Raw genomic sequence first — 19,167 nt, forward strand, 5'->3', positions numbered from 1 at the left:
TCCGGCGCGGCGAGGCGGCGTCCCGGCCGGGCGACGGACCCGCGCTATTCGAGGGCGGTCGCGAGCTTTCGGTTGCGGTTCGTCGTGGGAACGTCGGAGTCGATGAGCTGTCCGCAGGCGTCGACGAACCCGGCGTGACCGACCTCGCCGCAGAGGACGTGGGTTTCCGCCTCGGTGTTGACGTAGACGTCGATCACGTCGCGGTCCGAGTGAGAGAGGAAGTCGCGGGTCGTGTTCCAGCCGCCGACCGCGAACAGCCCGAGGAACGCCGCGAACGCGATCTCGGGGCGGGTCTCGACGCGTCCGGTGTACACCAGCCCGATAGCGCCGACGGTGAGGACGAGCGAGAGGACGAGGAAGAACAGTCCGAGGAACGTGTGCCGGTGGAGGCTCGTGTCCCGCTCGAACTCGACGCTTGTGATATCGCGGACCGGGATCGAGACGGGTTCGTCCGCGGACGGCCGACGGTAGGTAAGTTCCCCGTCGGACGCAGAAAACGAGACCGTGTTTTCTCCGTCGATGATATATTCATCGAGGTGTGCTTCGGTCGTGAAATTCATGAGGGGACAGGACGGTGTCGAGACGGTTCTTTCGGTTCGTCTGATATGTAGCTTTCGACACCTATTGGCGGCTTTCAGCGCCTCCGTCGACTGCCCCCGCGACGGTGACTCGAGGGGACCGCCACTGGTAGCACCGGTCGTACCTCGTCGCCCGCGGAGGCGAGGATACAAGCCCGACCGTCGCCTTGCGCCGGTATGGTAACCTTCCTCGCCGGGGGGACGGGCACGCCGAAGCTCCTCGACGGCGCGGCCCGGGTGTTCGATCCGTCCGAGACCGCGGTCGTCGCCAACACCGGCGACGACGTCGAGATCGGCGGTCACCTCGTCTGCCCCGACGTCGACACCGTGCTGTTCGCGGGCGGCGGCGTCCTCGACCGCGAGACGTGGTGGGGTATCGACGGCGACACGACCGCGACCCACGAGGAGCTCTCCCGCCTCGCGAGCGCCGCGGGCGACGCGCTCGACGGCGAGCCGGGGACCCCGCGCTACCTCGACGACGCGACGCAGACCGCTGGCCGCGAGATCGCCCGCTGGCGGCGGTTCTCCGCGGTCGGCGAGTTCATGGAGATCGGCGACCGCGACCGCGCGGTCCACCTCACGCGCACGGGCCTGCTCGACGAGGGGAAGTCGCTCACCGAGGCGGTCCGCGTCCTCGCCGCGGCGTTCGACCTCGACGTCGACCTCCTCCCGATGTCCGACGACGCGGTGGCGACGCTGGTCCACACCGAGGGCGGCGAGACCATCCACTTCCAGGAGTACTGGGTCGCGCGCCGCGCCGAGCCCGCGGTCGCCGACGTGGAGTTCCGGGGGGCGGCCGACGCGGAACCGACCGACGCCGCGCTGGCGGCGCTCGCCGACCCGGTCGTGATCGGCCCCTCGAACCCGGTGACGAGCCTCGGCCCGATGCTGGCGCTCCCCGGGTTCGAGCGCGCGCTCCGCGAGACGCCCGTGGTCGCCGTCTCGCCGTTCGTCGGCGACGAGGTGTTCTCCGGCCCGGCCGCGGAGCTGATGGCGGGCGTCGGCCGCGAGCCCTCGACAGCGGGGGTGGCCGAAGCGTACCCCTTCGCGGACGCGTTCGTCCTCGACGACGACGACCCGACCGACCTCGATCGGCACGTCGAGCGCACCGACACGGAGATCGACGGCGTCGACGACGCCGAGCGCGTCGCCCGGGCCTGCGAACGAGCGCTGACGGCGGTCGCCGGCGGCGCGGCGGACGCGGGGGCGCCGCGGGAGGGGGCGGAGTGACCCGGCGCGCCGACGCGGCCGGAGCGTCCGCGGGCGACGATCCGTTCCTCGTCGCCGCGAGCCTCAGCGGCGCGGCCGACAGCGAGTGGGCCCGCGCTGCGGCCGAGCACGTCGACGCCGCGCTACTCGGCGGGGTCGCGCTCGATCCCGCCAGTCGGGCGGCCGCCCGCGATCTCGTCGCGCGCGGGCGATCGGAGTTCCTCCCGACCGACCCGCTCGGGTTCGTCGCCGACCAGATCGACGCGCTCGCCGAGGTTCCGGTCCGGCCGGGGGTCAACGTCCGGAGCGCGGCGCCGGAGCCGGTCCGGGAGGCCGCGCGGATCTGCGCCGACCGCGGCGCGGTCTGCGAGGTCAACGCCCACTGTCGGCAGCCCGAACTCCGCGCGGTCGGCTGCGGCGAGTCGCTGCTCCGCGATCCGGCCCGGTTGACGCGGTACGTCGCCGCCGCGAGCGGGACGGGCGCGACGACGAGCGTGAAGGTCCGCGCCGAGGTGCCCGGCGTCGACCTCGTCGCCGTCGCGGAGCGCGTCGCGAGCGCGGGCGCGGACTGGCTCCACGTCGACGCGATGGACTCGGAGGCGGTGATCGCGGACCTCGCAGCGGCGGTCGACGCGGCATCCGGGGGCGGAGACCGCCTCGCCGACCTGACAGTCGTCGCCAACAACGGCGTCCGAGGCCGCGAGACGGTCGCCGAATACGCCGCGCACGGGGCCGACGCGGTGAGCGCGGGGCGCCCGACGGAGGACCCGCCGGTCCTCGCGCGCGTCGCGGACGCTGTCGATGAGTGGCGGGCGGGATCGCTGCGGGAGCGCGCCGGCGAAGCGGATCCCGGGCCGGAGGTGCGGCCGTGAGCGGTGACGAGCGCCCGACAGGAGATGCGACGAAACCGGCGGAAGACGTGACGCCGAGCGGGGCGACGGACCCCGTCGACGACGCGACGCTCGCGCTCCTGGTGGAGGTGGCCGGCACGCCGAAGCCCGGGAACGTGGACCGCCGCCGCGACCTCGACGACCTCCGGTTCGAGGCGTTCCTCGGCGGCGCGGTCGGCGCCCGGCCGGGGCTCGAACTGGCTGCCGAGACCGACGGCGGCGTCGCCGAGCGGCCCGCGGTCGGCGCGGCCTTCGAGCGGGCCGTGGAGGGGATGGCCGCACGCGCCGGCACGAACACCCAGTTCGGCTGTCTCCTGCTGCTCGTCCCGCTGGTGCGGGCGGCTGCGGACCCCGACCGCGAGCTCTCCCCCGCCGGCGTGGACGCGGTCTGTCGGTCGACGACCGTCGACGACGCGGTCGCGTTCTACCGGGTGTTCGAGGTCGTCGACGTCGCGGTCGACGACCCGCCGGAGGGCGCGGCCGACCTCGACGTGCGCCGCGGGGGCGCCGCCGAGCCCGCGCTCCGCGAGCGCGAGACGACGCTTCGGGACGTGCTCGCGCTGTCAGCGGACCCGGTCGACGCTGGGGCGGCGGGCGGCTCGGCCGCCTCTGACCGCGTCCCGGACCGCAACGCGGCGGAGTGGGTCGAGGGGTTCCCGCGGACGTTCCGCGCGGCCGAGTGGATCCTGACGGACGAGGGGCCGCTGGCCGACCGGGCGGCGCGGGCGTTCCTCGGGCTGCTCGCCGCGGAGCCGGACACCCTCGTCGCGTCGACTCGGGGGGCGGAGACGGCCCGCGAGGCGAGCGCGCGGGCGAGAGAGATCCTGTATCCGGACGGCAGCGACCCGAGCGACCCCGTCGGAGACGTCTCCGCGGTCGACGCCGAGGCCGTTCACGGCGCCGACCTCGACGCCGCGGAGTCGCTGGCGGCGGCGTTCGTCGCCGAGGGGATCAACCCCGGCACGACCGCCGACCTCACCTGCGCGGCGCTGTTCGTCGCGCTCCGGCGCGGCGCGGAGGTGGCGCCGTGAGCGATGGAGCGCCGGACGGGGGGCCCGTCGGCGTAGCCCCGGACGGGTGGCCGGTGCCGCTCCGGGGCGTCACGGAGTCGGTGGTGACGACGCGCGGGCCGAACGACCGGTGGAACGTCGCTGCGCTCGGAGTTCACGCCCCGGACGAGCCGGACGAGCCGGTCACCGCGCGCACCTACGGCCGCACCCGGACGTGGCGGAACTTCGCCGAGCGCGGGGGCGGCGTGGTCCAGTTCACCGTCGACCCGCGGACGTTCGTCGACGCGGCGCTGACGGTCCGGGAGACGGACGACCCCGTCCTCCCGAGCGCCGACGCGTGGGTCGAGGTGCGCGCGGAGGAGGTCGCGGCCGAGGCCGAGGGCGAGACCACGATCCGGACGTGGGAGCTGTCGCCGGTCGAGTCGGCGGTCGTCGCCGAGCGCGTTCCCACCGTCAACCGGGGGTTCGGCGCGGTCGTCGACGCGACGGTGGCCGCCTCGCGGCTGGACGTGCCGTCGTTCGACACGGCCGAGCTGCTCGACCGGCTCCGCTACTTCGCCGACGTGGTGGAGCGCTGCGGCGGGCCGGCCGAGCGCGAGGCGTTCGATCGCATCGACGAGGCGACCGGGTGGCGCGAGCGCGACGGCGAGTGACGGGGCGGGAGCGACCGAGGCTCGCTTCGGCCGCCGGGAGCGCGCCTCGCGGCCGCTCGCGGCGGAACGAACCCTTTTAGTTCGGGCCGCCGGTACCGCTCGGTATGGCCATCAAACCCAAGTACATCAAACAGCTCGGGAACCTCCTGCTGGAGCAGTATCCCGACTCGTTCAACGCGGACTTCGAGACGAACAAGGAGAGCGTCACGGCGCTGACGACCGTCGAGTCGAAGGGCGTCCGTAACCGGATCGCCGGCTACGTCACCCAGAAGAAGTCGCAGGCGGCGCAGAACGCGTAACCGCTCGGTTCGAATCGTCCGGTTCTGCCGACGGGTCCGACCGTCCGACCGCTTAAGTCCGGAGCCGCGGCCACGCCGCCTCGATGGACGCGCTCGTGCGGCCGACGGTCGACCCGGCGTTCGCGGCCGGGGCGCTCGCCTTCCTCCTCGCCGGGGTCGCGCTCGGGACCGCGAGCGGGCTGGTCCCGGGGCTCCACGCCAACAACTTCGCGCTGCTCTTGGCCGGGTTCGCGCCGTCGGTACCCGCCGATCCGCTGTTCGTCGGGGTCGCGATGCTCGGCGCCGGCGTCGTCCACTCGTTCCTCGACATCGTCCCCGCGCTCGCGCTGGGCGTCCCCGACGCCGCGACCGCAGTCGCCGCGCTTCCCGGTCATCGGTTGGTGATCGCGGGGCGGGGGAGAGAGGCGGTCCGCCTCTCCGCCGTCGGCTCCGGGCTGGCGGTCGCGCTCGCGGTGCCGCTGGCGGTCCCGATCACGTGGCTCATGATCCGGTGGTACCCGACGCTGCGGGCGCACCTCCCGCTGCTGCTCGGCGCCGTCGTCGTCGCGCTCGTCCTGACGGAGTCGTCGCGGCGGGCGGCGGTCGGCGGACTCGTCGCCTTCCTCGCGAGCGCCGCGCTCGGCCTCGCGACGCTCGACGCCGACCCCGCGCCCCGCTGTCGACCGGCGGCGTCCTCGCGCCGCTCTTCGCCGGGCTGTTCGGCGTTCCGGTCCTCGTCGACGCGCTCGGCGGCGACGGCGTCCCGCCGCAGGCCGACCCGCAGATCGCGATGGACGCGCGCGACCTCGGAACGAGCGCCGGTGCCGGCTCGCTCGCCGGCGCGGTGGTCGGCTACGTGCCGGGCGTGTCGGCAGCCATCGCCGCCGTGGCCGCGATGCCGGCGGTGCCCTCCGAGTCGGTCGACCGAGGGTTCGTGGTGGCGACGAGCGGCGCGAACACCGCGAACACTATCTTTGCGCTGTTCGCGCTGGTCGCGCTCGGGACGCCCCGCACGGGCGTGACCGTGGCGATCGACCGCGCTGGCGTGCCGTTCGCGCTCCCGTTGCTGCTCGTCGCGGCCGCGACCGCGGCGTGTTTCGGGTTCGCGCTGGTCGTGCTCGTCGGCGACCCGTACCTCCGGATCGTCGGGAACGCCGACTACACCCGGCTCTCTGTCGGCGTGTTGGGGCTGCTCGCGCTCATTTCGTACGCGTTCGCCGGGGCGTTCGGCGTCGGCGTCCTGATCGTCGCCGGCGCGCTGGGGCTCGCCCCGCCCCGGGTCGGCGCGCGGCGCGTCCACCTGATGGGCGTGTTGATCGGACCGCTGATCGCCGGGTGAGACGTCGCGGAGACCGCGGCGGGACGCGGCGGATCGCCCGAGCAGCGGCACGGTACCGTCACGCACGGAGGGTTCCGAGGCAAAGAACAACGGTTAAAAGTCGCGGCCGGTAGGTACGTGTATGAGCCAGAGCGACTCTCAAGCCACCCCGCAGTGCGTCTCCTGTGGGATTCAGGTGTCCGGGATGAACGCCGCGCAGTTCTCCTGCCCGGACTGCGGCGCCACCATCTACCGGTGCGCGAAGTGCCGGAAGCAGAGCAACCTCTACGAGTGCCACGACTGCGGCTTCCGGGGGCCCTGAGATGGGCGACGTTGCCGCCAAGATCAAGGTCATGCCGAACAGCCCCGAGGTCGACCTCGACGAGCTACAGGACCGGTTGGAGGAGGTCCTCCCCGAGGGCGCGAAGATCCGCGGCTTCGAGCGCGACGACGTCGCGTTCGGGCTGGTCGCGCTCCTGCCGACCGTCATCGTCCCCGACGGCGCCGGCGGCACCGAGGCCGTCGAGGAGGCGTTCTCGCAGGTCGAGGACGTCGAGTCCGTCAACGTCGAGAACGTCGGTCGCCTGTAAGGCCGGGGCCGCCGTTCGGACGGCACCCGCGGTCCGGGTTTTGCGGTTTCCGTTCCGCTCGGAGAGCCGCCGCTCCGGCGTTCGTGTCGGTCGGCCGATTACCGCCCCGACTCGTAGAACTCCTCGCGGTACACGCGCCCGAAGGCGTTGCGCCGGAGGGTGCTGGCCGCCGCGTCCGGCTCCTCTTGGTACGTCGCCGCGACGACGGTGTCCGCGAAGGGAATCGGGTGCCAGACGACTTTGTCGACGCTGTCGGAGCCGATCCGTACGACCGCGTCCTCGTCGAACTCGCTGTCGACGAGCCACGCGTCGAACTCGTCGCCCTCGCCGACGTGGACCGCGAGCAGCTCGGCGAACGTCGCGTCGCGGGCGGTTCGGATCACCTCAGGGGTGACGCGCTCGTCGTACTCGTCGGCGCCGAACGACATCGCCTTCGTCGCCTCGCGGACGACCACCTGCGCGACCGGACCGACCTCCTCGTACCGTTCGAGCGCCTCGGCGCGCGTCTGGGGGGCGAACGTGCCTCTGGTCTCCATGGACACGATTGACCGGGGGCGGGCAAGGGCGTTCCGCTACGCGTCGGGGTCGGGGTCGGCGGAATCGGACTCCTCATCGGCGTCGTCTGCGGCCGCGTTTCTGGTCATCTCGCGCGCCTCGCGGAGCGCTTCGGCGACCGCTGGGTCGTCGACGGCGTCGGGATCCGGGACGCCGGCCCCGGAAGCGGGGTCGGCGTGGCCGTGGTCGTGAGCGTGGTCTGAGGGAGCCGCGTCCCCGCCCGACCCCATTCCGACGTCCGGGCGGCCTCGGGGGACCGTGTCCTCGAACACCTCGTCGTACTCGGCGTCGTCGGCGTGCGGCGTCACCTCGGCCGCGAGTTCCGCCGGTTCGCGGTCGCTCCAGTCGTCGACGCGTTCGTCGAGCCACGCCTCGTGGTCGCCGCCGTGGAGCATCGCCGTGAACGCGAGGTGATGCGCGAGGTGTTCGCCGTCGCGCTGCGGGGTGTCGCAGACGGGGCACGCGTATCCCATGTCGGTCGAAGATTCGCGGGTGAGCCGTAAAGCCGCGTCGAAGGTGGAGCGCCCCGCGCCGAACGGCGACCGCTCGCGACCTCGCCCCGGGTCGTCGCGCGCGCTGACGCCACTATAACAGCAACTTTATCACTCGCACGGGGCGAAATTCGCATAAGACTACTCCGTTAGGAGGTCCAACAGTGACTGAAGCCAACACACAACCGGAGGTGAACATCGGTCTCGTCGGTCACGTCGACCACGGGAAGACGACGCTCGTACAGGCGTTGTCCGGCTCGTGGACCGACCAGCACAGCGAGGAGATGAAACGCGGCATCTCGATTCGGCTGGGGTACGCGGACGCGACGTTCCGGCGCTGCCCCGGCGTCGACGAGCCCGAGTGTTACACCGTCGACGAGGAGTGCGAGGACGGCTCCGAGAGCGAACCGATCCGAACGGTGTCGTTCGTCGACGCGCCGGGCCACGAGACGCTGATGGCGACGATGCTCTCGGGCGCGTCGATCATGGACGGGGCGGTCCTAGTCGTGAGCGCGACCGAGGACGTCCCGCAGGCCCAGACGGAAGAGCACCTGATGGCGCTCGATCTCATCGGGATCGAGAACATCGTCATCGCGCAGAACAAGGTCGACCTGGTGAGCCGCGACCGCGCCGTCGACAACTACGAGCAGATCCAGGAGTTCGTCGAGGGAACCGTCGCGGAGGACGCGCCGATCGTCCCCGTCTCGGCCCAGCAGGAGGTCAACCTCGACCTGCTCATCGACGCGGTCGAGTCCGAGATCCCGACGCCGGACCGCGACCCGGGCGAGAGCGCCCGGATGTACGCCGCCCGCTCGTTCGACATCAACCGCCCCGGTGCGACCGCCGAGGACCTGAAGGGCGGCGTCGTCGGCGGATCGCTCGTCAGCGGCGAGCTGTCGGTCGGCGACGGGCTGGAGATCCGACCGGGGCGCGAGGTGGACGAGGAAGGCCAGACGGAGTGGCGGCCGCTGGAGACGACCGTCCGGTCGCTCCAAGCCGGCAACCGCGACGTCGACACCGCCCACCCGGGCGGCCTCCTCGGCGTCGGCACCGGGCTCGACCCGAGCCTGACGAAGGGCGACGCCCTCGCCGGCCAGGTCGCCGGCGAGCCGGGGACGCTCCCCCCGACCCGCGAGGAGTTCGAGATGACGGTCGACCTGCTCGAGCGCGTCGTCGGCAAGGAGGACGACGAGAGCGGCGAGAGCGACATCGAGGAGATCAGCACCGGCGAGCCCCTGATGCTCACGGTCGGTACCGCGACGACGGTCGGCGCGGTGACGAGCGCGCGCGACGGTGAGTGCGAGGTGAGCCTCAAGCGGCCCGTCTGCGCCGAGGAGGGCGCGCAGATCGCGATCAACCGGCGCGTCGGCGCGCGCTGGCGGCTCATCGGCGTCGGAACGCTCACGTAGCGTGGCCGACGACGCCCCCGCAGACGGTCCCGACGCGACGCCCGCGGACGACGACCGCGCAGAGGGGCTCGGGGGAAGCGGCGTTCCCGTCGTCGCGCTCGACGCGAGCGCGCTGATGGCGCCGGTCGAGGCCGACCTGCGGCTGTTCGAGGAGTTGGATCGGCTCCTCGGCGGCTACGAGACCGTGGTGCCGGCGGCGGTCCTGGCGGAGCTCGACGGGCTTCAGGCCGGGAACGGCGCGGAGGCGACCGCGGCGAGCGTGGGCGCGGACCTCGCGGAGCGGGCGGAGGCGGTGGAGACGGACGAATCGTACGCCGACGACGCGCTCGTCGCCTTGGCCGCGGCCGGCCGGGTCGACGCCGTCGTCACCAACGACGGCCCCCTCGCGAAACGGGTGCTGGCGGCGGACGCACCAGTAATCGGTTTAAGGGGTCGGAACACACTGGCGATAACGGAACCCTAGCGGCCGCGGACAACCAACAACATGTACAAACGAGTTCGACTCAAGGACACGGTCGAGGTCCCGCCGAAGCACTTGGCGGACGTCACCGACGAGCGGGTGAAAGCCCTGCTTCAGGACAAGCTGGAAGGACGGATGGACGAGGACGTCGGCAGCGTCGTGAGCGTCATCGAGGTTCACGACATCGGCGAGGGGGCGGTGTTACACAACCGGCCCGGCGTCTACTACGAGGCGGAGTTCGACGCGCTCACCTACGACCCCGACATGCAGGAGGTCGCCGACGGAACCGTCGTCGAGACGGTCGAGTTCGGCGCCTTCGTCGGGATCGGACCGGTGGACGGGCTGCTCCACGTCTCGCAGATCACCGACGAGTACCTCACGTTCGACGGCGCGAACCAGCAGCTCGCCTCGTCGGACTCCGACAAGACGCTCGGGGTCGACGACGCGGTGCGCGTCCGCGTCGTCACCAAGAGCATCGACGAGCGCAACCCCCGGGACTCGAAGATCGGGCTCACGGCGAAACAGCCCGGCCTCGGGAAGCACGACTGGCTCGAAGGGCAGCGGAAGCACCGCGAACAGACCGGTGAGGAGGCCGACTGATGGCCGAGGACCGCCTGGCGTGCCGGGAGTGTCACCACGTCAACGACCCGGACGCTCAGACCTGCGCGCTCTGCGGGTCGTCGTCGCTGACGGAGGACTGGGCGGGCTACGTCATCATCACCAAGCCCGAGGACAGCGATATCGCCGAGGAGATGAACGTCTCCGAGGCGGGCGCGTACGCGCTCAAGGTGCGGTGACCCAACGCCGCGCCGCCGGACGAAGCCGATGAGCGACCCACTTCTCACCCTCCCCGAATCGCTCCGCGACGCTTTCAAGGAGCCGCTGGGACCGGTGACGACGGACGCCGGCGCGCTCTTGGAGGCCGTCGACGAGGCCCGCGAGCGACGCGGCTCGTCCGCGGGGGGACCGCCGCAGCTGATCGCGGTCGGCGACGTGGTCACCTACCACCTCCGAGAGGCCGGCCGCGTCCCGGACGTGGCGTTGGTCGACGGGAAGACGGAGCGCGAGGCGGTCCGCGAGGAGATCGAGACCGCGCTCGCGGCGACGGAGGAGCGGCGGATCGCGGTCGAAAACCCGGCCGCGGCGCTGTCAGCGGCGCTGCTCGACGCGCTCGCCGAGGCGCTCGCGGCGGACGAGCCGGTGACGATCGAAGTGACCGGCGAGGAGGACCTGGCGGCGCTGCCGGCGATGCTCGCGGCCCCGCTCGGGTCCACCGTCGTCTACGGGCAGCCCGGCGAGGGGATGGTCCGCGTCGCGGTCACGCCCGAAGCCCGGCGACGGGCTCGGGAACTGTTCGAGGGGCTCGCCGGCGACACTGCGGCCGGCTACGACGTCCTCGGCGTCGAGCTGAGTGAGAGCGACGATGGTGGCCCGGACGGGAGAGATCCGACGGATCCGGCGTGACGGCCGCCCGAGCGACGCGGCCTCGACCGGCGTCACTCGCCGTCGACCGCGACGACGGTCGCCGTGAGGACCCCGAGACCGGCGATCAGTCCGGCCGCCGTCGCTAGCAGGGGCGTCGTCGGAATCGCTCCCATAGAGAGGTACGGCTCGACGCCGTTGCGGCGGAGCGCTTCGAGGGCCTCGACGCCCCAGTGCCCGCTCGCCAGCAGGACCAAGCCGACGCCGACGCCGAGTCCGCCGGTGACGAAGCCGATCCCGGTCAGCGCGTCCTCGAGGGCGAGGAACGTCCAGACCTGGTCGTCGCTCGGTTCGGGACCGCGCGCGAGCCGGCGCTGGAGCGCGACGAGCCCGAGGCCGGCTCCGCCGGCGGCGACCGTCCCCGCCAACACGACTGCCACGACGCCGAGGTGGGCGGCGAGCGGCGGCCCGGAGAAGTTCGCCTCGCGGACGGCCGGGGGGAGGGTCGCGACGAGCGGGCCCGTCAGTGCCCCGAAGAGAGCCAGCGTCCCGCAGATCCGGGCCTTTCGGACGGGGGACAGCGGGACGACGACGTTCGCCGCCCGAGTGAGTTCGTACTGCGACCGGTCGGTAGGGTCGAATCGGGTGTCGTCTGACATCCGCGTGGTAACGGTACGCACGCACCGGAGGGGGGAAACCCTGACGCCGAACAGTGTGTCTCGTCGGCGGTCGGTCCGGAGTTCGGCGGCGACACCCCCGCTTCGAAATCCTTTTACAGCTTTCGAGGGGATATACGCCCAACTGAACCATGGACGTCGATATCATCTCCGAGGAGGAGAACCCGATGCTGCACCGCACGGACATCCGTTTCGAGACGACCCACGAGGAGGCCACGCCTTCCCGACTGTCGGTCCGCGACTCGCTGGCGGCGAAGCTCGACAAGGACTCCGAGGAGGTCGTCGTCCACGAGCTCGACACGAAGTTCGGCATGCGCAAGACGGTCGGCTACGCGAAGGTGTACGACTCCGCGGCCGACGCGCTGGACGTTGAGCAGGACCATATGCTCGAGCGCAACAAGATCGGCGGCGACGAGGCGGACGCCGAGGAAGCGTAACTCCGCCGGATGCGCGTTCTCGGCATCGAGGGTACCGCGTGGTGCGCGAGCGCCGCGCTGTACGACGCCGAGGCCGACTCAGTTCTCATCGAATCAGACCCATACGAGCCGGATAGCGGCGGCATTCACCCGCGCGAGGCCGCCGAACACATGTCGGAGGCGATCCCGGAGGTGGTCGATAGCGTCCTGACCGCCGCCGAGGAGCGACACGGTCCGGACGCGGTCGACGCGGTCGCCTTCTCTCGCGGCCCCGGGCTCGGTCCCTGCCTCCGGATCGTCGGGACCGCGGCGCGGTCGCTCGCCGGGACGCTCGGCGTCCCGCTCGTCGGCGTCAACCACATGGTGGCGCACCTCGAGATCGGTCGCCACCGCTCCGGCTTCGACAACCCGGTCTGTCTGAACGCCTCCGGCGCGAACGCGCACCTGCTCGGTTACCACGACGGGCGGTACCGGGTCCTCGGCGAGACGATGGACGCCGGAGTGGGCAACGCGATAGACAAGTTCACGCGCCACGTCGGGTGGAGCCACCCCGGCGGACCGAAGGTGGAGTCGGCGGCCGCCGAGTTCGCGACGGGCGCGGGCGAGGTCGGCAGCGAAGGGGAAGGGGCCGGAGGCGAGGAGGGGTCGGCCGCCGAGACCGACCTCCTCGATCTCCCCTACGTGGTCAAGGGGATGGACTTCTCGTTTTCGGGGATCAGCTCGGCCGCCAACGACGCCGCGGACAGCGGCGTCCCCGTCGAGGAGATCTGCTTTTCGCTCCAGGAGCACGTGTTCGCGATGCTGACGGAGGTCTCGGAGCGCGCGCTGTCGCTGACCGGCGCGGACGAGCTCGTGTTGGGCGGCGGCGTCGCACAGAACGACCGGCTGCGGGAGATGTTGGCGACGATGTGCGAGGCCCGCGGCGCCGACTTCCACGCGCCGGAACCGCGGTTCCTCAGGGACAACGCCGGGATGATCGCCGTGTTGGGCGCGAAGATGGCCGCCGCCGGGGACACCGTCCCGATCGCGGAGTCCGCGGTCGACCCGAGCTTCCGGCCGGATCAGGTGCCGGTGACGTGGCGAGACGGGGAGTCGGTCGCGCGCGGACGCGGGGGGGCCGAGTCGCGAAGCGCGGCGCGCGACGCGGAGGCGGACCGCCGCGGCGCGGAGGCGACCGTGACGGTCGAGGGGACGGACGGCGACCGGCGCGTGGTCAAGCGACGGGTGCCGAAGTCGTACCGACACCCCGAACTCGACCGGACGATCAGGCGCGACCGGACCGTCGCGGAGGCCCGGCTGACGAGCGAGGCGCGGCGCGCCGGCGTGTCGACGCCGCTCGTGTACGACGTCGACCTCGCGGAGGCGACGTTGACGCTCCAGCACGTCGGGGAGCGCGACCTCGCGGCCGCCCTCGACGAGGGGACGGCGGAGGCCGTCGGTCACCACCTCGCGCGGCTCCACGGCGCCGAGATGGTCCACGGCGACCCGACGACGCGGAACGTTCGGGTGTCGAAGCGCGGCGAGCGCACGGAACGCGACGGGCGGTCGAGCCCGCCGCCCGAGACGTACCTCATCGACTTCGGGCTCGGCTACCACACGGGCCACGTCGAGGACCACGCGATGGACCTCCACGTGTTCGAGGGGTCGGTCCGGGCGACCGCGACGGAACCCGGCCCGTTGCTAGCGGCGTTCGAGAGCGGGTACGAGGCCGTCGGCGACGAAGCGGTCCTCGACCGACTCCGAGACGTGGCGGACCGCGGCCGCTACCGGTGACGAACCGCCGGCTCGGCCGGGGTCAGAGCCCTGACCGGCGACGGCCGCAGCGCCGTTCCGATCGGCGCGCCGGGTCGCCACGATTTATGGTGTCGGCCGACAGATAGACTCGTATGGCAGACAAACCGTCTTCGGGAGAGGTTCTCGGGATCCCGTACAACTTCGAGCGACCGAGCCTCGGTCGGCTGCTCTCGTCGTACTGGCAGCCCGGCAAGGGGATGCTCGTCGAGAAGCCGTTCGGCATCGGCTACACGCTGAACCTCGCCAACTGGCGGTCGTGGATCGTCCTCGCGGTCGCCGGCGGGCTCTACTACCAGCAGCAGCAGTCCGGCGGCGCCGACCTGTCCGGCGGTTCCGACGAGGACGCCGCCGACGACGGCGACGGACCGGTCGAAGTGATCGTCGACGACGACTGACGCCGTGCGCGACGGCGGGTGAGAGACGGCACCGCGATCACCGGTTTTCACCGCTGATTCCGCGTCGGTTTCTTTTAAATATCAGCAGGATGAAGGAGAGGTAATGAAAGTCCAGTTCGAGTGCTCGTGTTCGGAGGAGATCTCCGAGTTCACCCGCGGCGAGACGAGCCGGGGAGTCCACGTCGAATGCGGGAACTGCGGCGCGGTGTACGCCGTGACGATCACCGAGTTGGAGTAGCGGGCGGCGACGCGGACTCGAATCGGAGCCGGACTGTCGTACCGTCGTCGGTCGCGTCGAACCGGACGGTTCCCCCCTGCGTCTCGCACATCCACTTGACGAGCCACAGCCCGATGCTGCTCGCGTGCGAGAGCGGCGTCTCCTCTTCCGCCTGTAAGACCTCACGCTCGTCGGGGGGAATCCCTGGGCCGTTGTCGATGACCTCCAGACAGGTGGTCGTCCCGTTCTTGCGGATCGTCGCCGTCACGCGGCGCGTCGCGCCGTCGTTGTGGGTGACCGCGTTCTCGAACACCTCGCGGATCGGGAACTCGACGGTGTCGTCCGCGCGGATCCACGCCTCAGAGGGGGTCTCGACGGTGAGCGCGGCGCCGTCGGCGTCGACGACGTCGAGCGCCTCGTGGACCGCGGCGACGAGGTCGACGCGGCCGTCCGGTCGTTCGGGCGACGCGTCCTCGATGACGCGGAGCTTCTCGCTTATCTCGACGATGTCGTCGGTCGTCTCCCGGACCGTCTCCAAGCACTCTCGACTCCGCTCGTCGTCGATCCGGTCGGCCAGCAGGTCGGTGTACCCCCGGATCACGTTGAGATCGTTGCGGACGTTGTGCCGAAACACACGACTCAGAACCTGTATCTGCTGGTTAGAGGTTTCGAGGTTTCGGCGCGCGGTCTCCGCCCGTTGGCGGTGGTGCGTGACCGCTCCGTAGAGGAGCCCGCCGGACCCAGCGACGAGCAGCCAGTCCCGACGAGACGCGTCGGCGTCCACCCGCCCGCGACCCCAATCGTCGACGCGACGGCGAGGTCGACCGCGACCGCGGACGCCGCCGCGATACACAGGTACGCCGCCGTGAGGGCGGTCGCCGACCGCCCGTGGAGTAGGTCCGGAATATATTTCATTTATATCTAATTTAACTCCAAACGAATTTTCCGTTCACGGAACACCTTGACGGCCGACGGCTTAAGTTTTGACCGCCAGTCGGGGAGGCGACCGCGGCGGCGCGGTCACCACGAGGCGCAGTCAGGACAGACGAAGGCGTCGTCGTCGCGCCAGCGGCGGTCGACACGCTCGCCGCACCGGTCGCACTCGGCGCCGTCGGCGTGCCACGTCGAGGTGGCGGTCGCGGGAGCGGCGTCGGTCGCGGGAGCGGCGTCGGTCGCCTCGTCGGGGTCGACGCCGTCACCTTCCGCGTCGTCCGGAGCGCTCTCCGCGGACTCGTCGCCGTCGTCGTCCGCGGCGAAGTCGTCGAGCGAGCGGTCCTCGGTCATCTACGCCTCCCGTCGGAGCCGGTCGACGACGTAGTCGCGCTCCAGCTCGCCGAGGAACTCCCCGAGCCGCGGCCCTTGCGTGTCGTCGAAGAAGAGGCGGTAGCCCGCCGCGAAGAACTCGCTCACCTCGATGTCGTGGTCGCGCGCAGTCTCGTACATCGCCCCTTGGATCTCCTCCCCGTCGTGGCCGGCCGCGACGAAGTCGGCGAGGTCGTCGAGCGCGGCCGCGACGTCTCCGTCGAACTCGACCGCGGGGAGGTCGGTCTGGAGCCGGTAGTCGTACTCGTTCCCCGTCCGCTCGGCCCAGTTCCGCGCCTGCTCGACGCGGGCGAGCGCGGCGTCGACGATGTCGGCGTCGGCGTCGTCCGGGATATGGCCCTCGTCGCGGGCGAGGCGCTCGCGGAAGTCGGGGTCGTCGACCATGCCGAGCACCGCCGCGAACGTGTACGGGAGCCGGATCGGCTTCTCCGTCGGCGGGTCGTCGGGCCGGCCGACGACGAACGGGTAGGCGCGCTCGGCGAAGGCGACCAGATCCGGGTCGTCGACCTCGCCGAAGTAGGCGCGCTCGAACCGGTCGAAGCGGTCGACCAGTTGGTCGAGCCGCTCAATGTCGAGGTCGCGGGCCTTCTTCGGGTGGAGCGCGAAGAAGTAGCGCAACACCTCGGGCTCGATCAGCTCCAGGAGCTCTTGGACCGTGACGACGTTGCCCTCGGAGGAGGAGAACGCGTCGCCGTTGAGCGTGAACCACTCATATACCATCGGCACGGGCGGCTCCTCGCCGAAGACGTTCCGCGCGACGTCGACGCCGGAGGGCCACGACCCCTCCGCGTGGTCCTTACCGAACGGCTCGAAGTCGACGCCGAGGACGCCCCACTGCGCGGGCCACTCCAACCGCCACGGGAGCTTTCCCTCGCGGAACGTCGCGGTGCCCTCGTGGCCGCACCCCTCGATCGTGTTGCCGCCGGCGTCCATGTCGGTACAGACGTAGTCGACGGTCTCGGCCTCTGCGTCGATCGCCGTCACCGTCTCCGTGACCTTGCCGCACTCCGCACAGACCGGGTTGAACGGGACGTACTCGTCGTCAACTTTGTCCTGATACGGGGAGAGCACCTCGCGGACGCGCTCAACATCGGCGAGTACCGTCCGAATCGCCTCGTCGAAGTCGCCGTCGGCGTACAGATCGGTGTTCGAGAGCATCTCGACCGGGACGTTCAGGCGGTCGGCGTCGGCCTTGAGCAGGCCCGCGAAGTGGGCCGCGTACGACTCGGCCTCGCCGAACGGGTCCGGGATCTCGGTGTACGGCTTCCCGAGGTTGCGGCCGAGCGCGCCCGCGTCGACCTCGCCGAGCCCGACGATCTCGCCGTCCGCGTTCGCCAGTTTGCGCGGGACCTTCCGCAGCGGGTCCTTGTCGTCGGAGGTGAACACCTGCCGGACCTCGTGGCCGCGGTCGCGGAGCACCTCGGCGACGAAGTAGCCGCGCATGATCTCGTTGAAGTTCCCGAGGTGCGCGACGCCGGACGGCGAGACACCGCCCTTGATCACGATCGGCTCGTCGGGGTCGCGGGCCTCGACCTCGTCGGCGACGACGTCGGCCCAGAAGGCGTGGAAGGTCTCGGTCGACTCCTCGGCGGCGTCCTCGCCGTCGTCGAGGGCGGACCCCCCGGAGAGGATGTGCGGGGAGTCGTCGGGGGCGGCGGACGCGTCGTCGGAGGCGTCGTCCGCGCTCATCGTGCCTCCGTCCAGCGGCTCGGTTCGCCGGCGCCCGGGGGGACCACATCCGTTCCGGTGTGATCGCCGCGCAGCACGGCGTCGACGACGGCGCTCGGGTCGGTCCCGTCGAGCACGATCGACCGGAGTTCGGCCCGGTCGATCAGCTTCGCCGCGAGGAGGTCGACGGGGGCGGACGCGCCGGCGTCGCGGCTCATCGGGAGGACGACCTCGACGAGCTCGGCCGGCGACAGCTCCGCGAACTGCGCCGCGTCGGGGTCGGCGTTGGGGTCGGCGTCGTACACCCCGTCGGCGCTCGTCGCGTACACGAGCAGGTCGGCGTCGACGGACTCGGCGAACGCGGCGGCGACCGCGTCGGTCGTCTGCCCCGGCGTGACGCCGCCCATCACCGACACCTCGTCGCGGCGGAGGGCCGCCGCCGCCTCCTCGGTGTCGACCGCGGGCGCGAGGCTCGCGCGCTCGCCGAGGGCGGCGATCAGCAGCCGGGCGTTGAGCCGGGTCGTCCCGATCCCAAGCCGGTCGAGCTCGACCTCGTTGGCTCCGATCTCGCGGGCCGTCTCGATGTACTCGCGGGCGACGCCGCCGCCGCCGACGACGACCCCGACCTCGCAGCCGTCGGTGACCAGCCGTTCGATCGCCTCGGCGTACGCGGCCACGCGCTCGGGGTCGAGGTCGGGCGCGAGCACGCTCCCGCCGACAGAAACGACGATTCTCATTGCCGAGGAGTACCCCTGTCGCAGTCTTAAGGATTGTCAAGCCCGGACGCGGTGGAAGCGGCCCCGAGCCCGATCCGGCCCGACGCGTCGGGCGGGAAACGCCTAAATCGGTCGCGGCCCGCTCTCGGGTATGCGACCGATATCGATCGTCGGCGACGGGGCGGCGACGCTGGCCCGGCGGCTCGCGGACCGACTCGACGGGCGAGTCGCCGTCGTGGAGCGCGACGACGACCCGAACGGCGCCCCCGAGAGCGACTCGACACGGAGCGACCCGGCCGCGGACGGGGGAGTCGTCGGTCCGGCGCAGCGCTCGGGCGCGGACACCGCCGTCGCGTTCGACGCAGACGGGAACTGGCGCGGTCGGGGGAGCGTCGAGGGGTTCGACGACCTGCTCGACGGGCTCGCCCCCGACCACGACTACCTGCTGGCGGTCGGCGAGCCGCGGTTGCGCGTGCCCGCGGTCCTCCTCGGGTCCGACCCGGACCCGGAGCGCGTGCCGGGGACGGTCGTCGCGAGCGCGACCGCCCCCGACGGGGTCGACCTCGGCGACGTCGTCGCCGACCTCGACAGCGCGGAGCCGTGGATCACCCGTGAGACGCTGGTGCGCCGCGCCGAGGCGTCGCCGGACGCGGACCGGGCGGGGGCGATAGCGACGTTCACCGGCCGCGTGCGCGCCCGCGACGGCCCGGACGACGACCGGACGACGCACCTCGCGTTCGAGAAGTACGACGGGGTCGCCGAGGATCGGATGGCCGCCATCGCGGAGGAGCTAGCGGCCCGCGATGGGGTCTTCGACGTGCGGATGCACCACCGCACCGGCGTGATCGAGGCGGGTGAGGACATCGTCTTCGTGGTCGTGCTGGCCGGGCACCGCGGGGAGGCGTTCCGGACGGTCGAAGACGGGATCGACCGGCTGAAAGACGAGGTGCCGATCTTCAAGAAAGAGGCGACGGAGTCGGAGACGTTCTGGGTCCACCGCCGGGACTGACCGGCGCGCGGCGTCGCCGCTTCCGGTTTCGTCGCGGCCGCGATCGGTCCTAAGAGGTCGTCTCGGCGGTCGCGGGGATGCCGCGCGAG

At 71.9% G+C, this 19,167-nt stretch carries 24 protein-coding genes and 2 pseudogenes; 18 read left to right on the top strand and 8 right to left on the bottom strand.

Going from position 1 to position 19,167, the window contains the following annotated elements; translation table 11 throughout:
• Positions 1-44: 44 nt before the first annotated feature.
• A complete protein-coding gene (locus tag EO776_RS12970) occupies positions 45-560 on the bottom strand; it encodes a hypothetical protein (RefSeq protein ID WP_086219228.1) in 516 nt (171 codons plus the stop codon).
• Between the two features lie 195 nt (positions 561-755).
• On the opposite strand from EO776_RS12970, the gene cofD reads away from it, so the two are divergent.
• The 8 genes and pseudogenes from cofD to EO776_RS13010 all read left to right on the top strand — a co-directional run bounded on the left by cofD (position 756) and on the right by EO776_RS13010 (position 6,526).
• Positions 756-1,808 carry a 2-phospho-L-lactate transferase gene (cofD, locus tag EO776_RS12975; protein ID WP_049930284.1) on the top strand — a complete coding sequence of 351 codons (1,053 nt, stop codon included), beginning with the start codon at positions 756-758 and terminating at the stop codon, positions 1,806-1,808.
• Positions 1,805-2,659 (top strand): tRNA-dihydrouridine synthase, encoded by an 855-nt coding sequence (locus EO776_RS12980; protein ID WP_086219230.1) that lies wholly within the window; start codon positions 1,805-1,807, stop codon positions 2,657-2,659. The genes cofD and EO776_RS12980 overlap by 4 nt, the downstream gene beginning before the upstream one ends.
• Before the next feature lie 47 nt (positions 2,660-2,706).
• Positions 2,707-3,708 carry a triphosphoribosyl-dephospho-CoA synthase gene (locus tag EO776_RS12985; protein ID WP_086219256.1) on the top strand — a complete coding sequence of 334 codons (1,002 nt, stop codon included), beginning with the start codon at positions 2,707-2,709 and terminating at the stop codon, positions 3,706-3,708.
• Complete coding sequence (locus EO776_RS12990; RefSeq protein WP_089308343.1) at positions 3,705-4,340, top strand: DUF447 domain-containing protein; 636 nt, start codon at positions 3,705-3,707, stop codon at positions 4,338-4,340. The genes EO776_RS12985 and EO776_RS12990 overlap by 4 nt, the downstream gene beginning before the upstream one ends.
• A gap of 104 nt (positions 4,341-4,444) precedes the next feature.
• Positions 4,445-4,639, top strand: coding sequence for a 30S ribosomal protein S17e (locus EO776_RS12995; RefSeq protein WP_049930279.1), 195 nt, complete (start codon positions 4,445-4,447; stop codon positions 4,637-4,639).
• A gap of 83 nt (positions 4,640-4,722) precedes the next feature.
• Positions 4,723-5,957 (top strand): annotated as a pseudogene (locus EO776_RS13000) (tripartite tricarboxylate transporter permease).
• A gap of 121 nt (positions 5,958-6,078) precedes the next feature.
• Positions 6,079-6,258, top strand: coding sequence for an HVO_2753 family zinc finger protein (locus tag EO776_RS13005; protein ID WP_049930276.1), 180 nt, complete (start codon positions 6,079-6,081; stop codon positions 6,256-6,258).
• Between the two features lies 1 nt (position 6,259).
• Positions 6,260-6,526, top strand: coding sequence for an elongation factor 1-beta (locus EO776_RS13010; RefSeq protein ID WP_049930274.1), 267 nt, complete (start codon positions 6,260-6,262; stop codon positions 6,524-6,526).
• Between the two features lie 98 nt (positions 6,527-6,624).
• On the opposite strand, the gene EO776_RS13015 is transcribed toward EO776_RS13010, so the two are convergent.
• Together EO776_RS13015 and EO776_RS13020 are read right to left on the bottom strand one after the other, a co-directional pair.
• A complete protein-coding gene (locus tag EO776_RS13015; protein WP_129452437.1) occupies positions 6,625-7,062 on the bottom strand; it encodes a DUF5809 family protein in 438 nt (145 codons plus the stop codon).
• A 36-nt stretch (positions 7,063-7,098) separates the two neighbouring features.
• Positions 7,099-7,554, bottom strand: coding sequence for a DUF5810 domain-containing protein (locus EO776_RS13020; RefSeq protein WP_049930271.1), 456 nt, complete (start codon positions 7,552-7,554; stop codon positions 7,099-7,101).
• 182 nt (positions 7,555-7,736) lie between these two features.
• Here EO776_RS13020 and EO776_RS13025 point away from each other — a divergent pair, with 182 nt between their 5' ends.
• From EO776_RS13025 to EO776_RS13045, 5 genes are read left to right on the top strand one after another with little or no spacing between them, the layout of a single operon-like run.
• A complete protein-coding gene (locus EO776_RS13025) occupies positions 7,737-8,981 on the top strand; it encodes a translation initiation factor IF-2 subunit gamma (protein ID WP_049930268.1) in 1,245 nt (414 codons plus the stop codon).
• A 1-nt stretch (position 8,982) separates the two neighbouring features.
• Entirely contained in the window at positions 8,983-9,444 is a 462-nt protein-coding gene (locus tag EO776_RS13030; RefSeq protein WP_049930267.1) for a DUF188 domain-containing protein, read from the top strand.
• Between the two features lie 21 nt (positions 9,445-9,465).
• Positions 9,466-10,041 carry a DNA-directed RNA polymerase gene (locus EO776_RS13035; protein ID WP_006114408.1) on the top strand — a complete coding sequence of 192 codons (576 nt, stop codon included), beginning with the start codon at positions 9,466-9,468 and terminating at the stop codon, positions 10,039-10,041.
• Positions 10,041-10,238, top strand: a complete 198-nt coding sequence (spt4, locus tag EO776_RS13040) for a transcription elongation factor subunit Spt4 (protein ID WP_006114409.1) — start codon at positions 10,041-10,043, stop codon at positions 10,236-10,238. The genes EO776_RS13035 and spt4 overlap by 1 nt, the downstream gene beginning before the upstream one ends.
• Before the next feature lie 28 nt (positions 10,239-10,266).
• Positions 10,267-10,905, top strand: coding sequence for a GTP-dependent dephospho-CoA kinase family protein (locus tag EO776_RS13045; RefSeq protein ID WP_094521437.1), 639 nt, complete (start codon positions 10,267-10,269; stop codon positions 10,903-10,905).
• 32 nt (positions 10,906-10,937) lie between these two features.
• Here EO776_RS13045 and EO776_RS13050 read toward each other — a convergent pair whose 3' ends face one another.
• Positions 10,938-11,522 carry a hypothetical protein gene (locus EO776_RS13050; RefSeq protein ID WP_049930263.1) on the bottom strand — a complete coding sequence of 195 codons (585 nt, stop codon included), beginning with the start codon at positions 11,520-11,522 and terminating at the stop codon, positions 10,938-10,940.
• Positions 11,523-11,671: 149 nt separating this feature from the next.
• Here EO776_RS13050 and EO776_RS13055 point away from each other — a divergent pair, with 149 nt between their 5' ends.
• From EO776_RS13055 to EO776_RS19645, 4 genes are all read left to right on the top strand, one after another.
• Positions 11,672-11,977: a 30S ribosomal protein S24e gene (locus EO776_RS13055; protein WP_049930261.1), complete on the top strand. Its 306-nt coding sequence runs from the start codon at positions 11,672-11,674 to the stop codon at positions 11,975-11,977.
• A gap of 9 nt (positions 11,978-11,986) precedes the next feature.
• Entirely contained in the window at positions 11,987-13,729 is a 1,743-nt protein-coding gene (locus EO776_RS13060) for a bifunctional N(6)-L-threonylcarbamoyladenine synthase/serine/threonine protein kinase (protein ID WP_129452438.1), read from the top strand.
• A 113-nt stretch (positions 13,730-13,842) separates the two neighbouring features.
• Positions 13,843-14,145 carry a DUF5808 domain-containing protein gene (locus tag EO776_RS13065; RefSeq protein ID WP_049930257.1) on the top strand — a complete coding sequence of 101 codons (303 nt, stop codon included), beginning with the start codon at positions 13,843-13,845 and terminating at the stop codon, positions 14,143-14,145.
• Between the two features lie 103 nt (positions 14,146-14,248).
• On the top strand, positions 14,249-14,383 hold the full coding sequence (locus tag EO776_RS19645) for a hypothetical protein (RefSeq protein ID WP_004597316.1): 135 nt from the start codon (positions 14,249-14,251) through the stop codon (positions 14,381-14,383).
• Here the strand turns inward: EO776_RS19645 and EO776_RS13070 are convergent.
• The 4 genes and pseudogenes from EO776_RS13070 to pyrH form a co-directional block, all read right to left on the bottom strand.
• Positions 14,367-15,277 (bottom strand): annotated as a pseudogene (locus tag EO776_RS13070) (sensor histidine kinase). The gene EO776_RS19645 and the pseudogene EO776_RS13070 overlap by 17 nt on opposite strands.
• 105 nt (positions 15,278-15,382) lie before the next feature.
• Complete coding sequence (locus EO776_RS13075) at positions 15,383-15,646, bottom strand: DUF7573 domain-containing protein (RefSeq protein WP_049930252.1); 264 nt, start codon at positions 15,644-15,646, stop codon at positions 15,383-15,385.
• Positions 15,647-17,374: a lysine--tRNA ligase gene (lysS, locus tag EO776_RS13080; RefSeq protein ID WP_086216084.1), complete on the bottom strand. Its 1,728-nt coding sequence runs from the start codon at positions 17,372-17,374 to the stop codon at positions 15,647-15,649.
• Positions 17,371-18,090, bottom strand: a complete 720-nt coding sequence (pyrH, locus tag EO776_RS13085) for a UMP kinase (protein ID WP_049930250.1) — start codon at positions 18,088-18,090, stop codon at positions 17,371-17,373. The genes lysS and pyrH overlap by 4 nt, the downstream gene beginning before the upstream one ends.
• Before the next feature lie 130 nt (positions 18,091-18,220).
• Between pyrH and EO776_RS13090 the strand changes: the two genes are divergently transcribed.
• A complete protein-coding gene (locus tag EO776_RS13090) occupies positions 18,221-19,078 on the top strand; it encodes a molybdopterin synthase (RefSeq protein ID WP_086219243.1) in 858 nt (285 codons plus the stop codon).
• Positions 19,079-19,167: the final 89 nt, after the last annotated feature.

It is taken from the genome of Halorubrum ezzemoulense (assembly GCF_004126515.1).
GTDB classification, from domain to species: Archaea; Halobacteriota; Halobacteria; order Halobacteriales; family Haloferacaceae; genus Halorubrum; species Halorubrum ezzemoulense.

Bases quoted from the DNA above. Each gene is read 5' to 3' on its own strand.
- EO776_RS12970 (WP_086219228.1), bottom strand. From the start codon at position 560: ATGAATTTCACGACCGAAGCACACCTCGATGAATATATCATCGACGGA.
- EO776_RS19645 (WP_004597316.1), top strand. From the start codon at position 14,249: ATGAAAGTCCAGTTCGAGTGCTCGTGTTCGGAGGAGATCTCCGAGTTC.
- EO776_RS13005 (WP_049930276.1), top strand. From the start codon at position 6,079: ATGAGCCAGAGCGACTCTCAAGCCACCCCGCAGTGCGTCTCCTGTGGG.
- EO776_RS13050 (WP_049930263.1), bottom strand. From the start codon at position 11,522: ATGTCAGACGACACCCGATTCGACCCTACCGACCGGTCGCAGTACGAA.
- spt4 (WP_006114409.1), top strand. From the start codon at position 10,041: ATGGCCGAGGACCGCCTGGCGTGCCGGGAGTGTCACCACGTCAACGAC.
- pyrH (WP_049930250.1), bottom strand. From the start codon at position 18,090: ATGAGAATCGTCGTTTCTGTCGGCGGGAGCGTGCTCGCGCCCGACCTC.
- EO776_RS13055 (WP_049930261.1), top strand. From the start codon at position 11,672: ATGGACGTCGATATCATCTCCGAGGAGGAGAACCCGATGCTGCACCGC.
- EO776_RS13015 (WP_129452437.1), bottom strand. From the start codon at position 7,062: ATGGAGACCAGAGGCACGTTCGCCCCCCAGACGCGCGCCGAGGCGCTC.
- EO776_RS13045 (WP_094521437.1), top strand. From the start codon at position 10,267: ATGAGCGACCCACTTCTCACCCTCCCCGAATCGCTCCGCGACGCTTTC.
- EO776_RS12995 (WP_049930279.1), top strand. From the start codon at position 4,445: ATGGCCATCAAACCCAAGTACATCAAACAGCTCGGGAACCTCCTGCTG.
- EO776_RS13020 (WP_049930271.1), bottom strand. From the start codon at position 7,554: ATGGGATACGCGTGCCCCGTCTGCGACACCCCGCAGCGCGACGGCGAA.
- EO776_RS13090 (WP_086219243.1), top strand. From the start codon at position 18,221: ATGCGACCGATATCGATCGTCGGCGACGGGGCGGCGACGCTGGCCCGG.
- cofD (WP_049930284.1), top strand. From the start codon at position 756: ATGGTAACCTTCCTCGCCGGGGGGACGGGCACGCCGAAGCTCCTCGAC.
- EO776_RS13075 (WP_049930252.1), bottom strand. From the start codon at position 15,646: ATGACCGAGGACCGCTCGCTCGACGACTTCGCCGCGGACGACGACGGC.
- EO776_RS13035 (WP_006114408.1), top strand. From the start codon at position 9,466: ATGTACAAACGAGTTCGACTCAAGGACACGGTCGAGGTCCCGCCGAAG.
- EO776_RS13060 (WP_129452438.1), top strand. From the start codon at position 11,987: ATGCGCGTTCTCGGCATCGAGGGTACCGCGTGGTGCGCGAGCGCCGCG.
- EO776_RS13065 (WP_049930257.1), top strand. From the start codon at position 13,843: ATGGCAGACAAACCGTCTTCGGGAGAGGTTCTCGGGATCCCGTACAAC.
- EO776_RS13010 (WP_049930274.1), top strand. From the start codon at position 6,260: ATGGGCGACGTTGCCGCCAAGATCAAGGTCATGCCGAACAGCCCCGAG.
- lysS (WP_086216084.1), bottom strand. From the start codon at position 17,374: ATGAGCGCGGACGACGCCTCCGACGACGCGTCCGCCGCCCCCGACGAC.